Source organism: Thalassospira sp. MCCC 1A01148, from assembly GCF_001613795.1.
In the GTDB taxonomy this organism is placed as follows: Bacteria; Pseudomonadota; Alphaproteobacteria; order Rhodospirillales; family Thalassospiraceae; genus Thalassospira.
Genome location: NZ_LPVZ01000019.1, coordinates 69,966 through 83,927 on the forward strand (window position 1 = coordinate 69,966; position 13,962 = coordinate 83,927).

Below are 13,962 nucleotides of genomic sequence, written 5' to 3' on the forward strand. Positions count from 1 at the left end.
ATCCTGCCCCGCAAGTTGGCTTGCATCCGCAAGGGTTGCTCCCTTTTGGATCAGTGTGTGTCTTCCTTGTGGCCCATGGCGACATGCCAGATATCCCACCCGGCAAGCCCCACTGTAATCGCGACCATGACCGCAAGGTCCCAGCGGGTCACGTACCCCACAAGAATGCCGACAAATCCGATAAGAACGACAAAAGCCAGAAGGCCCATGGCACGGTTCAAAAGACTGTTTTCCATTATGCGTTCTCCTGACTGCTAAGATGTGATTTCAACCAGTTTGCGGTGCGCATCAAACGCGCATCATCGCCAACCCGCCCCACAAGCTGAATACCCATCGGCATCCCGCCTTGCGACCACAGAAGCGGAATGGTCACCGCCGGTGTGCCACAAAATGTCCAGAGCCCGTTAAAGATCGGATTGCCCGTCGTCTGCAAGTTGGCGGGTGCCGGTCCGGGTGCCGCGGGCGTAATGATCACGTCACACCGTTTGAAAACTTCATCCAGCCCGGCATTCAGCACCTTGCGCCAGTCAAGTGCCGCCAGATAGTCGCGTGCCTTGACGTCATTGCCCTTGTCGATGGCCTCGCGAATTTCCGGCGAAAGCTGATCACGGCCCCGCTTTTCATAGCTGTAGTAATCCTTGGCCATCTCGGCAAAATTGATCCGCGCACGCAGTGCGTTTGCGTCGTCAAATGCCCTTGGCAACGGGGCCTCGAAACACTGATCGCCGAGCATGCCGGTAATTTCGCCAAATGCCGCGACGGTCTCCGCGTCGGCGACCTCGTCAAATTGTGGCGGGCGGACAAAGGCAAACATCGGCGTGACCAGCGGATCGCTTGTGGCAACATCGAGAAGCCGCGGTGTCGGGGATGGCACGGTTGCCCGGTCGCCTGCGTCAAAGCCAAACAGGCTTTCCGCCACCATCGCCGCCCCGTTGATCGAATTGGCAAACACCCCGATCGTATCAAGGGTCGGGCTTTGGCTGAGAACCCCGGTGCGCGCGATTGCGCCAAACGTCGGCTTGAAACCGACCACGCCACAGAACGATGCCGGCCGGATGACCGACCCACCGGTTTGGGTTCCCACCGCAAGCGGCACCATGGCTGCTGCCACCGCCGCAGCCGACCCGGCCGATGATCCACCCGGTGTATGATCCGGGTTGTGCGGGTTTCGCGTTTTGGACGGATGCATAAAGGCAAGCTCGGTTGAAACCGTCTTGCCCATGATGATCGCGCCTGCCGCCTTCAGGCGCGATACCAGCACCGCGTCCTCTTCGGGCACGCGCCCCTTGTCAAGGACGGTCCCGTTTTCGGTCGGTATCTTTGCCGTATCGATAACGTCTTTCAGACCCACCGGCAGACCATGCAACGGCCCGATCGGTGCGCCTGATTGCCGGCGGGCATCAAGGGCGCGGGCCTGTGTGATCGCATGATCACTGTCAAGCCAGGCCCATGCCTGAACCTGTGGCTCGACCTCAGCAATACGGGCAAGGCAGGCTTCGACATATTCAACCGCGCGCACCGCCCCGCTGGCAAGGCGGTCGCGCAGTTCGACAACATCAAGTGTCAGTAGCGGGTTGATATCACTCATTACATTCGCCCCCTTAGCGTGCGCCATAGAACAGATCAGGCAAATGGAACACGATTTGCGGGAAGCTGTACATCAGAACCATGCTGACAATGACCATAAACAGGAATGGCATGATCCCCTTGAAGATATCGGTCAGCAATATCCCCTGTGGCGCCACCCCCTTGAGGTAATAGGCCGACATGGCCATGGGCGGGGTCAGGAAAGATGTCTGCAGGTTCAACGCCACCAGGATGCCAAAGAACAGCGGATCAATATCAAACAGCGGCAGCAGCGGCAGGAAGATCGGCACGAAGATGATAATGATCTCCGACCATTCCAGCGGCCAGCCCAGCAGGAAGATGATCAACTGTGCAAGCAACAGGAACTGAAGCGGTGTCAGGTCAAGACCCCCGACAAACTCGGCAATCACATGTTCCCCACCAAGGTACGAGAACACCGAGGAGAAGGTATAGGACCCGACAAACAACCAGCACACCATCGCCGATGTACGCACCGTCAGATAAACCGATTCACGCAGGCGATCAAAGGTCAGCGCCCGATAGGCTGCCGCCAGGATCATCCCGCCAAGCGCACCGATCGAGGCCGCCTCTGTCGGCGTTGCCAGTCCAAACAGGATCGAGCCCAAAACCGACAGGATCAGGAAGGCCAGCGGGAAGAACGAGGTCGCCAGCATCCAGAGAACTTTTGGCAGCGGAACTTCTGGCACTTCATCAGAGGTCGGGCGCGGGGCCGCTTTGGGCTGCAGCATTGCACGGCCCATGACATACAAAAGATACAGCCCGACAAGGGTCAGACCGGGCAACAATGCCCCGGCATAAAGCCGCACGATCGAAACACCCGAGGCCGCCGCATACACAATCAGCATGATCGATGGCGGGATCAGAATGCCAAGCGTCCCGCCCGCACAAATGATGCCCGATGCAAAGCTTTTGTTATAGCGCGCCTTGAGCATGGCTGGCAGGGCCAGCATCCCCATAAGTGTTACCACCGCGCCGACAATCCCGGTCGCGGTTGCAAACAGCGCACAGGTAATCAGGGCGGCAACACCAAGCGATCCCGGAATGTTGCGCGCGGCAATATTAAGCGTCGAGAACAGCCGGTTCACGATATTGGCGCGTTCAACGATATAGCCCATAAACAGGAACAACGGCACGGCGGTCAGAACTTCGTTCGACATCACCGTGTATGTCTGGTTGATGAACAGATCGAATATTCGGTTGTTAAACGCCCCTTCAAACCACGTTATCACCGAGGTCAGGGTCTCGCTGTCCTCGGCCAAGCGGTTAAAGGACCGCCACATGCGGCCTGCATCGAAATAGGCGTAATAGCCAAACCCGATCCCCAGCGCCATCAGCGTGAAGGCAACCGGGAAACCAAGAAATACCAGTAAAATAAAGATGCCCAGCATCATCAGGGCGACATGTGCGTCAATCACTTTGGCTGCTCCGTTCGGGGGCGTGTATCGCGTATGGCACGGGGGTCATGTCGATCGTGATCGTCATCAGATCAGTCTTCCTTGGCCACGCGCTGTTTCATCAGCAGTTCTTCGGTTTCCTCAACGTCATCATCTGCATTGCGCCAGTACCCTTCACGGATACACAAAATGCAGCGCATCACCTGCGCGATGCCCTGGATGAACAGAAGAATACCGGCTGCGACAATCACCGCCTTGAATTGAAAGATCGGAACACCCGCCGGGCTGTTCACGCTCACTTCCCCATAGCCCCACGATCGGGCGGCATATTTCCAGCCCGAAAGAATCAGGGCGGTCACACCCGGGAAGAAGAAAAAGATATAAAGAACCAGATCCACCTTGGCCTGGGTTCTGGGCGACCACAGGCGATAAAGGAAGTCGCCACGGACATGCCCGCCACGCGAAAGGGTATAGGCCCCACCCATCATGAACAGCGTGCCATACATGATAAACGACACATCAAGCGACCATGTGGTTGGCGCGTTAAATAGGTATCGCGACGCCACCTCATAACTCATGCCAAGCGTCATAAGGATAATCAGCCAGCCAAACGCCTTGCCAAACCAGGCCGAAAGCTTGTCCGCGAATTCAATAAATCCAATCATGAAATCCTGTCCGTTCGCGTATTGACTGCCCCGCCAGCCAAGCAATCAGGCCAACGGAGCAGTCAGGATCATCGAAACACTGAAAAACCCGAACCGGGGATCAGAGTTTCAGTTTGCCCGGGAAGTAGTGATCATATGCGAGCTGATAATCAGGTGAGTTCATCAGTTCATAGAATGTCACACGTTCAACCCAGGCACGCTGGCTATCAAGAACACGTTTCATGAACGGATCTTCTTCAAGCGTCGGGATCAGTTTGTCCCAGGCTTCAAGCTGTGCGGCCAGAATCTCTTTCGAGGTCCGGTGCACTTCAACGCCCTCGTCCTGCAATTTCTGCAGATCCGAGGAATAGTTATCCATCGCCAGTGCCGTGTTCGACGTCGAAGCCGCCTCGACCGCGTGACGCAGGATCGCCTGCAGATCCGGTTCAAGGTCTTCCATCAAGGAACGGTTGAACAGGAACTCGAAGCTTTCCGAAGCCTGATGGTACGAAGACAGATAGTAGTTCTTCGCAACATCCTGTGCGCCAAAGCGCATGTCAGAAGACGGGTTGTTGAATTCGAACGCATCAATCACGCCGCGTTCCATGGCCGGGACGATCTCGCCGCCCGGAAGCTGTGCGACCGACATGCCCATCGACTGCAGAAGGTCTGCGGCAAGGCCCACAGTACGGTATTTGAAGCCTTCGATATCGGCGACACTGTTGACTTCCTCCTTGAACCAGCCGAACGGCTGGGCAGGCATCGGGAAGCCAAGTAGACCAATCACGTCCAGCCCCATCACATCCTGGGTCAGTTCGCGATAGAATTCCTCGCCACCACCGGCATAGAACCAGCTCAGCATGGTGGTTGCAGAACCACCAAACACCGGACCGGTGCCAAACAGCGATGCGGCCTTGTTCTTGCCATACCAGTAAACCGGCACGGAATGGGCGATATCAATCACCCCGTCATTCACACCATCAAGAACTTGGAAGGCGGCAACGACAGCACCCGCTGGCAGAAGGTCGATTTTCAAACGCCCGCCGGACATGGCTTCAACGCGGTCAACATATTGCTGGGCAAAGGTCATCCAGATATCGGATGACGGCCAGGAAGTCTGCATTTTAAGAACCATCGGTGCGGGCTGCGCGTGCACAGCCGGTGCGGCAAACATGCCTGTCGCAGCAGCACCCCCAGCAACCACGCCAGTCGCCCCTTTGGTCAGGAACGAACGACGGGATACTTCCTTGGACTTCACGTCTTCAGATTTGGTTTTCATTTCCATTTTTCCTCCCAGATATACCGTCGCAACGCGCCAACCATTGGCGGAAAACGAACGGTAACTGTCAGCCTTCAAAAGCCCCTGATCTTGATATCCAAGATCGTTTTTGATGCGCTTGGCCCGTTCCGGGACCTAAAGAAAACGGCACGCATTTTGTTATTGTTAGGGTCAGGACCTATTAATTTGGTTCGAATGGTCTCTCAGATTTGTGCGGATACGCGAAGCAAAACCGCAGGAAGATATTTATCTTTCAAGGTTTTGCGACAAAGTAGACCGTGCAAATCTGAGTGATCCGAAGGACAGAGCTTATATTTGCAAACTCCTGCGTCATATCCCTTAAGCGGGATACCAACCCGCTTGGCGGCATTTTCCTTGGATTTCACAAATATAAGCTCTGCCATTCTAATCAAATTAATAGGTCCTGACCCTAAAGACTTGAAAAACTGAATTCAGACGGTTCCCCGCCTTTAAGCCACCCGGTCACCGGGTTCTTTCCCCTGAAAATAGGCATCAAGGTTATCAAGCGCGCGAAAGCCCATGGCATCGCGCGTTTCTTCTGTAGCAGATCCTATATGTGGTAACAGGAATACGTTATTCAACGCGCTAATCCGTTGATTTCCGCCGGGTTCGTTACAGAACACATCAAGGCCCGCCGCAAACAGCTTTCCGCTCTCAAGGGCGGCCACCAGCGCATCCTCATCCACCAGATTGCCGCGCGCTGTATTCACAAGGATCGCGCGGTCGGGCAGCTTCGCAATCGTCTTGCTGTTGATGATGCCTTTTGTCTCTGGCGTTGACGGACAATGCAGCGACAGCACGTCGGAATGCGCAAACAGATCTTCGATACTGTCATGAAAAACCGCGCCCTTGGCCAGATGGTCGGGCAATGGTTTGCGGTTGTGGTAATGGATTTCCATGCCAAACCCGCGTGCCCGTTCGGCGGCAACCTGACCGACACGGCCCATGCCCAGAACCCCAAACCGTTTGCCTGAAACCTGTCGGCCAACCATAAAGGCCGGGGACCAGAAATCCCACTTCCCGGCACGCACCATGGCGTCACCTTCGGCCCCGCGGCGCGCCGCCCCAAGCATGCACAGCATGGCAATCTCGGCCGTGGCATCGGACAACACATCGGGTGTGTTGGTCACGACAATGCCGGCATCCTTCGCCGCAGCCAGATCGACGTGATCGACCCCGACCGAATGGTTGGCAATGATCCTGAGACTTTTGGGCAGCGCCGCAATGACATCGGCAGAGAAATGCTCTGAATGACAAGGCAGGACAGCATCGACCTGCTGGCATTTCTCGATCAGCTCCGCGCGTGAGAAAACGCGGTCCTCGTCATTGGTCAAGACCTGATAGTCCCGCGCGGCACGTGCCTGTACGGCATCGCGCAATCGTCGCGTTATCAGAAGCTTTGGCTTCTCGGGCATGCGGACGCTCCCGGATAAATTCCCTGAAAGTAGTCTTATTTTTTATAAATCTAGGAAACACCTATACGGAAAATCCAGCAATAGGCGATCAACTTGACCGCTATTCTTTTTCACTTCGTGGAAAACCACAGGGCACTCAGCACCCTCTAAATGCGCGCATTTGGATTATTAACATATTGATTTTAATAGCTTAAATTCGCGCCAAGATGCTTATTGCTGAACGTGTGGGCAATTACAAAATACTGCAAATTGCGCTCGCCAGACTTTTCATCCGCATGCAGAATCGACCTGAAACGCAAAAAAAGAGCCGCAACCCATAAGGCTGCGGCTCAATCGCCGACAAGACGTCGGTCGGGAAGAACTGTTTCAATGCGTGGTCACACCCGCCAATCCCCAGATTTAGCAGGCATGGGCATTCATCACATTTTGACCCAAACGGCCCCATCCCGCCCGGACCGTACGACGGCCTCAACAAACTTCATGCCCTTAAGGCCTTCAACCACACCCGGAACAAGAAGCGATGCCGGGTCTGGTTCACTGCCGTTCAGATGGGCCGTCAACTGGTCGGCAAAATCCGTGTAAAGGTTGGCGAAACCTTCAAGGTAACCTTCGGGATGGCCCGGCGGAACCCGAACACCCCGAAGCCCCTCTTCGCCGATACCGGCACCACCGCGTGTCAGCAGTTCCGGGCGACCATCAAGCGGGCTGAAATGCAGATGGTTCGGGTGTTCCTGCGCCCATTCCATTCCGCCCTTGTCGCCATAGATGCGCAGACGAAGGCCGTTTTCATGGCCAACGGCCACCTGACTTGCCCACAACATGCCGCGCGCCCCGTTTTCGTAGCGCAGCAGAATCTGAACATTGTCGTCAAGCTTGCGGCCTTCAACGATGGCATCAACATCGGCACACAGTTCGGTAATGTCCAGACCCGACACAAAGTTCGCAAGGTTATGGGCATGCGTTCCGATATCGCCAAGCGCACCCCCCATTCCGGCCTTTGCCGGATCGGCGCGCCAACTTGCCTGCTTGTTGTCGGTATCTTCGACCTTTGTTGCCATCCACCCCTGCGGGTATTCGACCTGAACAAGGCGAATATCGCCAAGTTTGCCATCCGCCACCATCTGGCGCGCTTCGCGGACCATCGGATAGGCGGTGTAGTTGTGCGTCAACGCGAACAAAAGCCCGGTTTGCGCAACCTTGGCCTCGATCTGTTCGGCTTCCTCGACCGTCATGCAAAGCGGCTTGTCACAAATCACGTGAATGCCGGCGTCCAGCATTGCCATGGCTGCCGGGAAATGCAGGTGATTTGGCGTCACAATGGCGCAGACATCAATACCGTCTTCGCGCGCTGCTTCCTTTTTGGCCATGTCTTCAAAACTGGCATAGCTGCGGTCCGGATCAATAAACAGCTCTGCTGCCGACGCCGCCGCGACATCGGGCTTTGATGACAACGCACCAGCCACCAGTTCATAGCGATCATCAAGCCTTGCAGCGATCCGATGAACGGCCCCGATAAAGGCCCCCTGTCCGCCACCAACCATGCCAAGACGCAGGCGACGGCCGGGAGATGTTTGCTTGCTCATTTCACTCTCCAAAGTCTGGTAGAAAAGTCTTGCCTGTACATCGCCTAGCTGATGCCAAGAATGCGGCGATTAGCAGCCTCGTCCGTACCGCCATCGGCAAAATCGTCAAAGGCCCGCTCGGTCACGCGAATGATGTGGTTCTTGATGAATTCCGCCCCTTCGCGTGCCCCGTCTTCCGGATGCTTGAGCGCGCATTCCCATTCAAGAACGGCCCAGCCATCAAAATCGATTGCCGCAAGCTTCGAGAAGATCGCGCCAAAATCAACCTGCCCGTCACCAAGGGATCTAAAGCGTGCTGCACGCCCGACCCAGCTTTGATAGCCGGAATGCACACCCTGACGCCCGGTCGGATTGAACTCGGCATCCTTCACGTGGAACATGCGGATACGATCCGCGTAAATATCGATGAAATCAAGATAATCAAGCTGCTGAAGCACGAAATGGCTCGGATCATACAGGATATTCGCGCGCGGATGGTTCTTGACGCGCTCAAGGAACATCTCGAACGTCGCCCCGTCAAACAGGTCCTCGCCCGGATGGATCTCGTAGCAGACATCAACACCTGCCTCGTCAGCGGCATTCAGGATCGGCGTCCAGCGTTTGGCAAGTTCGTCAAACGCAGTTTCGATCAAACCGGCCGGACGTTGCGGCCAGGGATAAACAAACGGCCAGGCCAGTGCGCCGGAAAATGTTGCATGGGCGTTAATACCCATATGTTGCGAAGCCTTGATCGCTGCCTTGACCTGCTTGACGGCCCATTCCTGACGCGCTTTGGGATTTCCGCGCACTTCCGGGACGGCAAAACCATCAAACATTTCGTCATAGGCCGGATGCACGGCAACCAGCTGACCTTGCAAATGGGTTGAAAGTTCGGTCAACGCCACGCCATGGGCGGCCAAAGTTCCAACAACCTCGTCACAGTAATCTTTGCTTTCTGCGGCCTTTTCGACATCAAACAGACGTTTGTCCCAACTGGGGATCTGAACACCCTTGTAACCAAGTGAAGCAGCCCATCGGCCAATGGAATCAAGGCTATTGAACGGCTGTTCATCGTCTGCAAATTGGGCAAGGAAAATTGCCGGTCCCTTAAGCGTTTTCATCTTAGACCTCTTTGGCTACGTCCTGACTGACATCGGTTGGATCGTTTGCGTCGGGCGAAGGCCGCCCGACGCAGGATGTTGTGGTTCGGATCAGAACGGGCTGTCCGGGAAATAGAAGTTCTCGGCATTTTCCTGGGTGACAACAGTCGCGCCCAGAATATAGCGACCTTCAACCGGTGCGTTCGACGTGAACTTCATCGCGGTGATGTCCATTGCAGTTGCAATCATCGCCGGCGGATACAGAACGTCGATCGGGGTCAGGTCATCACCTTCCATCACGCGTTTGATGATGTCTTTCATGCCTGCACCACCAACGATGAACAGCTCGTCAGTACGATCAGCCTGTTTGACAGCCTCGATCACGCCAAGGGCAATATCGTCATCCTGTGCCCAGACAGCATCGATTTCCGGGAAACGAGACAGGAAGTCCTGCATGACTTCGTACCCGTCATCGCGGTTCCAGTTCGCGTGCTTCATGTCGAGGATTTCAATCTTCGAACCTTCAAGCGCTTCAACAAACGCGTCCACACGTTCGGTATCAATCGTGGTCGGAATGCCACGCAGAACGACGATCTTGCCCTCGTCATTCAGGCGTTCACGGATATATTCGCCCGAAACACGGCCAAGCTGCGGGTTGTTACCAGCAACATAGACGTCTTCGATACCCGGAAGCGAAAGACCACGGTCGACCACGGTGACAAACTTGCCAGCCTGTTTGACCTGCTGGACCGGAACGGTCAGCGGATCGGATTCAAACGGCAGAACCACCAGGGCGTCGATGTCCTGAACCGATACCAGATCCTCAAGATCGTTGGCCTGTTCGGACGCACCATTCGCGGTAACCACGATGATGTCGATATTCGGATGGGTGGCTTCGATACGCTTCTCAGCCTGCTCGGCATGCCAGTTCAGACCACCGGCCCAGCCATGGGTCGCCGCCGGGATTGAAACCCCGATCTTGATCTTTTCCTGTGCGAATGCACCAGTCGATACCAAGCCAAGGCCCAGAACACAGGCGGCCCCCAGATATTTTGTAAACGTTTTCATTAACGTTTCCTCCTGATCAAAAAAATGATGCGGTTTCTCATTCATCCCGGACGTTGATCGCCGGTTATTTACTTTTTTTGCGTCGCCAGTCCCCGCGCTGCAGGAATACGGCAACGATAATGATCAGCCCCTGAACCGCTCCGTTCAGATAATTACTGATCGCATCCGTCAAATTCAGAATATTGCCAATCGTGGTCAGCATGATTGCACCGATCACCGTGCCCCAGATGCGGCCATAACCGCCCTTGAGCATCGTGCCACCAATGATCACGGCAGCGATTGCTTCAAGTTCCCAAAGCACACCGGTCGAACTCGACGCAGACCCAAGACGCGGCACATAGATGATGGTCGCAACCGACACGCACAGGCCCTGGATGATATAGGTCAGGGTCTTCACACGGTCGACATGGATCGCCGAATAGCGCGCAACCTGCTCGTTCGATCCGATGGCAAAGCATTTACGGCCAAACGGCGTCATGTTCAAAAGCACATAGCCTGCAACTGCCACGGCAAAGAACACAATCACCGGCACGGGAATGCCCAGAAGGTCGCCGTAATAAACCGGGCGATATACACCGCGCACATCGAAATCAAGCGACAGCGTCCCGCCATCGGCCATATAGGTCACAAGGGATCGGTAAATCCCCATCGTGCCCAGTGTCACGATAAAGGCTTCGATCTTGCCCTTGGTGCTGACCAGGCCATTCACGGCCCCGGCCGCGATGCCAAGCAACACACTGACCAGAATACCGATCAGTACGGTCTCGACACCCGCGCCCAAGGTGGCGACAAGCGTGTTCATCACGACAATCATGGCGCCCGAAATAAACGCCGCCATGGAGCCGACCGAAAGGTCAATCCCGCCTGCGGTGATCACAAAGGTCGCACCTACCGCGATAATGCCGATAAAGGCCGCACGGGTGAAAATGTTTGAAAGGTTGCCACCGCTCAGAAACGCATCATTGATGCCTGTGCCGAGAATGAACAGACCGACAAGGGCCAAAAACGGACCCAGCGCTTTGAAATCGATATTAAAACCGCTCGAAGTCGAAGCTTCGGTGCGCTCAAGGCTACTCATGAACAGACACTCCCTGCTTGCCTGAAATTCCTGTCGCGTGCCGCATGATTTCATGTTCATTGCGGTCGTTGCCTTCGAGAATGCCGGTAATGCGGCCCGCTGCCATGACCGCAATGCGGTCAGACAGGCCAAGCATTTCTGGCATCTCGGACGACAGGAGAATGACGGATTTACCACGCTTGGTAAGATCGCCGATGAAATGATAAATCTGGCTCTTGGTGCCGATATCGATGCCGCGTGTCGGCTCGTCGATAATCACAATTTCCGGGTCGGTCTCCATGACCTTGGCCAGCAGCAATTTTTGCTGATTGCCCCCGGAAAAATCGCCGACTTTGGTTTTGGGGTCGGCGGCACGGATGTCAAAGGCCTCAATCGCGTTTGCCAGCGCGGCTTCTTCGGCCTTGCGGTCAATGATGACAGACCCGAATTTTTCAAGCGCCAGCAAGGTCAGGTTGGGACGCATATCCATATTCAGCAACAGGCCACTGCCCTTGCGATCCTTGGTCAGATACGCAATACGGCACTTCTTGGCATCCTGAAGGCTGTTGATTGAAACCGTATTGCCATTGCGCTTGATTTCGCCCGATGTGCGTTCGCGCAGGCCGATGATGGCTTCCATCAATGCGGTGCGTCCTGCGCCGACAATCCCGGCAAAACCCAGCACCTCGCCGCGCCGCAAATCAAAACTGGCGTCACGCACCTGCCCTTCGACAGAGACATCACGCACCGAAAGCGCAACATCGGATGCCTCGACCGGCGCGCGGTCGGGGAACATCTGCTTGATGTCACGCCCGACCATCAGGCGCGCCATGTCATCTTTTTCAAGATCAGCAACCGGCTCGCTTGTGATCAGACGCCCGTCGCGCAGCACCGTTACCCGGTCGGCAATCGCCTTGATCTCGTCAAGCTTGTGGGAAATGTAAAGGATCGCAACGCCCTGTTCGCGCAGGCGCTTGACCTGATCAAACAGGATATCAACTTCGCGCCCGGTCAGAACTGCGGTTGGTTCATCCAGAATAAGGATATCGGCGTTTTTGGACAGGGCCTTGGCGATTTCAACCATCTGGCGGTCCGAAACCGCAAGATCCTTGATGCGTGTGCGCGGATCGACATCGCATTGCAACTGGTCCAGAAGCTTTTTGGCCTCTGCGCGCATTGCTGCCTTGTCAAGGAACCAGCCGCGCTTGATCTCGCGTCCAAGGAAAATGTTTTCCTCAACGGTCAGCTGCTCGGCCAGGTTAAGTTCCTGATGGATCAGGATGACGCCATGGTTTTCACCGATTTCACTGTCGGCAAATTCGACCGGCGCACCATCCAGGATCAGTTCGCCGCTGGTTGGCTGATGATAGCCAGACAGGATTTTCACGAGTGTGGATTTGCCCGCGCCATTTTCACCAAGAAGCGCATGCACTTCACCCGCACGCAAGTCGATTGAAACATCGAAAAGCACCTGCGCAGGCCCAAATGACTTGCAAATCTCCCGACCTGAAAGACGCACACGCGCCTGCTGATCGGTGTCAACGGCGTGAACGGCCGCATCCGTCATGAATTTATCCTCCCTAGCGTCGCATTTTTTGCGATCAACTGCTTATTAAGCTCTGTGTAAACGTTTTCATTTTGAATGTAAACCTTTACATTTTGAATATTGTGACCAAAATCACCGTCCGTTTGAAGCGATGAATGCCGCTGGACAGCTTGTGACCGGCGGAGTAGGAAGAAGCATGACAGAGAAAATCGCGACGATTGAAGATGTTGCCCGCCACGCAGGGGTCTCCATTGCGACTGTGAGCCGGGCCGTGCACAAGCCTGATGTGGTTTCCGAAGCCACGCGGGAAAAAGTGCAAACCGCCATCGCCGCGACGGGTTATACGGCCAATGTCATGGCCAGAAACCTTCGCCTGAATCGTTCGGGCATGATCCTGTTGTTGGTTCCCGACATCGGAAACCCTTTCTTTTCCTCGATTCTGTCGGGAATCGAAAAAGGTGCCAGTCAGGCCGGCTATAACGTTCTGATCGGCGACACCCAAAACGATCCGGAACGCGAAGCAACCTATGCCGCCTATCTGCGCAGCAATCAGGCCGACGCCATGATCCTGCTCAATGGTCGGCTTCCCGCACCGCTGGCCAAGGCACCGGTAAATGCGACACCGCCTGTTGTCATCGCCTGTGAACGTATTCCGGGTTGCGCCCTGCCAACCGTCATCATTGATAATGATCAGGCCTCTTTTGTCGCCACGCGCCACCTTCTTGATCTGGGCCATACCCGCATCGCACATATCAGCGGACCATCGGGCAACATCCTGACCACAGACCGGGTCGGGGGCTATCGCCGGGCGCTGAAAGAAGCCGGAATCGCGCCCGAGCAAAGTCTGGTTTATCGCGGCGACTTTTCCATCGATTCCGGCATTGCCGCAGGCCGCGCCTTGCTGGCGGATGAAAAAACCCGCCCGACTGCGGTGTGCTGTGCCAGTGACGGCATGGCGATTGGCGTTATCGTCGCGGCCAAGGAATACGGCTTGCGCATCCCCGAGGATCTGTCGGTTGTCGGCTTTGACGATATTCCGCATGCCGCCGCCTATGACCCGCCGATCACCACCGTGCGCCAGCCCCGTCGCCGTCTTGGCGAACAGGCCATCAAGCTGCTACTTGACCGTTTGGGATCAAAGACGCCGTTCGTCAATAATGACGACGGCCCGGTGATTGTCCCGACCGAACTGATCATTCGCCAAAGCACCGGCCCCTGCCCCAAACCCTAGTCCGGCAAACCGGCTGCCCACCCCGGATTGACTGGGA

At 55.7% G+C, this 13,962-nt stretch carries 12 protein-coding genes; 1 reads left to right on the forward strand and 11 read right to left on the reverse strand.

Translation table 11 applies throughout. The features are described 5' to 3' along the window. Window positions 1-50 precede the first annotated feature (50 nt). From AUQ43_RS08210 to AUQ43_RS08260, 11 genes are all read right to left on the reverse strand, one after another. Window positions 51-236, reverse strand: a complete 186-nt coding sequence (locus AUQ43_RS08210; protein WP_062955781.1) for a hypothetical protein — start codon at window positions 234-236, stop codon at window positions 51-53. Next, a complete protein-coding gene (locus tag AUQ43_RS08215) occupies window positions 236-1,588 on the reverse strand; it encodes an amidase (protein ID WP_062955782.1) in 1,353 nt (450 codons plus the stop codon). Before AUQ43_RS08215 ends, AUQ43_RS08210 begins: the two co-directional genes overlap by 1 nt. Window positions 1,589-1,601: 13 nt before the next feature. Further along, entirely contained in the window at window positions 1,602-3,023 is a 1,422-nt protein-coding gene (locus AUQ43_RS08220) for a TRAP transporter large permease subunit (protein WP_062955783.1), read from the reverse strand. Window positions 3,024-3,094: 71 nt separating this feature from the next. Next, window positions 3,095-3,667 (reverse strand): TRAP transporter small permease subunit, encoded by a 573-nt coding sequence (locus AUQ43_RS08225; protein ID WP_062956029.1) that lies wholly within the window; start codon window positions 3,665-3,667, stop codon window positions 3,095-3,097. A 100-nt stretch (window positions 3,668-3,767) separates the two neighbouring features. Further along, window positions 3,768-4,925 carry a TRAP transporter substrate-binding protein gene (locus AUQ43_RS08230; protein ID WP_114129859.1) on the reverse strand — a complete coding sequence of 386 codons (1,158 nt, stop codon included), beginning with the start codon at window positions 4,923-4,925 and terminating at the stop codon, window positions 3,768-3,770. Window positions 4,926-5,395: 470 nt separating this feature from the next. Beyond that, window positions 5,396-6,361 (reverse strand): D-glycerate dehydrogenase, encoded by a 966-nt coding sequence (locus AUQ43_RS08235; RefSeq protein ID WP_062955785.1) that lies wholly within the window; start codon window positions 6,359-6,361, stop codon window positions 5,396-5,398. Window positions 6,362-6,780: 419 nt separating this feature from the next. Further along, complete coding sequence (locus AUQ43_RS08240; protein WP_062955786.1) at window positions 6,781-7,944, reverse strand: Gfo/Idh/MocA family protein; 1,164 nt, start codon at window positions 7,942-7,944, stop codon at window positions 6,781-6,783. Between the two features lie 44 nt (window positions 7,945-7,988). Beyond that, complete coding sequence (locus AUQ43_RS08245) at window positions 7,989-9,044, reverse strand: sugar phosphate isomerase/epimerase (RefSeq protein WP_062955787.1); 1,056 nt, start codon at window positions 9,042-9,044, stop codon at window positions 7,989-7,991. 90 nt (window positions 9,045-9,134) lie between these two features. Continuing rightward, window positions 9,135-10,091 (reverse strand): ABC transporter substrate-binding protein, encoded by a 957-nt coding sequence (locus AUQ43_RS08250; RefSeq protein ID WP_062956030.1) that lies wholly within the window; start codon window positions 10,089-10,091, stop codon window positions 9,135-9,137. A 64-nt stretch (window positions 10,092-10,155) separates the two neighbouring features. Further along, complete coding sequence (locus AUQ43_RS08255) at window positions 10,156-11,169, reverse strand: ABC transporter permease (RefSeq protein WP_062955788.1); 1,014 nt, start codon at window positions 11,167-11,169, stop codon at window positions 10,156-10,158. Continuing rightward, window positions 11,162-12,715: a sugar ABC transporter ATP-binding protein gene (locus AUQ43_RS08260; protein WP_062955789.1), complete on the reverse strand. Its 1,554-nt coding sequence runs from the start codon at window positions 12,713-12,715 to the stop codon at window positions 11,162-11,164. The genes AUQ43_RS08255 and AUQ43_RS08260 overlap by 8 nt, the downstream gene beginning before the upstream one ends. Before the next feature lie 175 nt (window positions 12,716-12,890). Between AUQ43_RS08260 and AUQ43_RS08265 the strand changes: the two genes are divergently transcribed. After that, window positions 12,891-13,925, forward strand: coding sequence for a LacI family DNA-binding transcriptional regulator (locus AUQ43_RS08265; RefSeq protein ID WP_062956031.1), 1,035 nt, complete (start codon window positions 12,891-12,893; stop codon window positions 13,923-13,925). The last annotated feature ends 37 nt before the right edge of the window (window positions 13,926-13,962 follow it).

Bases quoted from the DNA above. Each gene is read 5' to 3' on its own strand.
- AUQ43_RS08250 (WP_062956030.1), bottom strand. From the start codon at position 10,091: ATGAAAACGTTTACAAAATATCTGGGGGCCGCCTGTGTTCTGGGCCTT.
- AUQ43_RS08210 (WP_062955781.1), bottom strand. From the start codon at position 236: ATGGAAAACAGTCTTTTGAACCGTGCCATGGGCCTTCTGGCTTTTGTC.
- AUQ43_RS08260 (WP_062955789.1), bottom strand. From the start codon at position 12,715: ATGACGGATGCGGCCGTTCACGCCGTTGACACCGATCAGCAGGCGCGT.
- AUQ43_RS08265 (WP_062956031.1), top strand. From the start codon at position 12,891: ATGACAGAGAAAATCGCGACGATTGAAGATGTTGCCCGCCACGCAGGG.
- AUQ43_RS08245 (WP_062955787.1), bottom strand. From the start codon at position 9,044: ATGAAAACGCTTAAGGGACCGGCAATTTTCCTTGCCCAATTTGCAGAC.
- AUQ43_RS08255 (WP_062955788.1), bottom strand. From the start codon at position 11,169: ATGAGTAGCCTTGAGCGCACCGAAGCTTCGACTTCGAGCGGTTTTAAT.
- AUQ43_RS08235 (WP_062955785.1), bottom strand. From the start codon at position 6,361: ATGCCCGAGAAGCCAAAGCTTCTGATAACGCGACGATTGCGCGATGCC.
- AUQ43_RS08225 (WP_062956029.1), bottom strand. From the start codon at position 3,667: ATGATTGGATTTATTGAATTCGCGGACAAGCTTTCGGCCTGGTTTGGC.
- AUQ43_RS08215 (WP_062955782.1), bottom strand. From the start codon at position 1,588: ATGAGTGATATCAACCCGCTACTGACACTTGATGTTGTCGAACTGCGC.
- AUQ43_RS08240 (WP_062955786.1), bottom strand. From the start codon at position 7,944: ATGAGCAAGCAAACATCTCCCGGCCGTCGCCTGCGTCTTGGCATGGTT.
- AUQ43_RS08230 (WP_114129859.1), bottom strand. From the start codon at position 4,925: ATGAAAACCAAATCTGAAGACGTGAAGTCCAAGGAAGTATCCCGTCGT.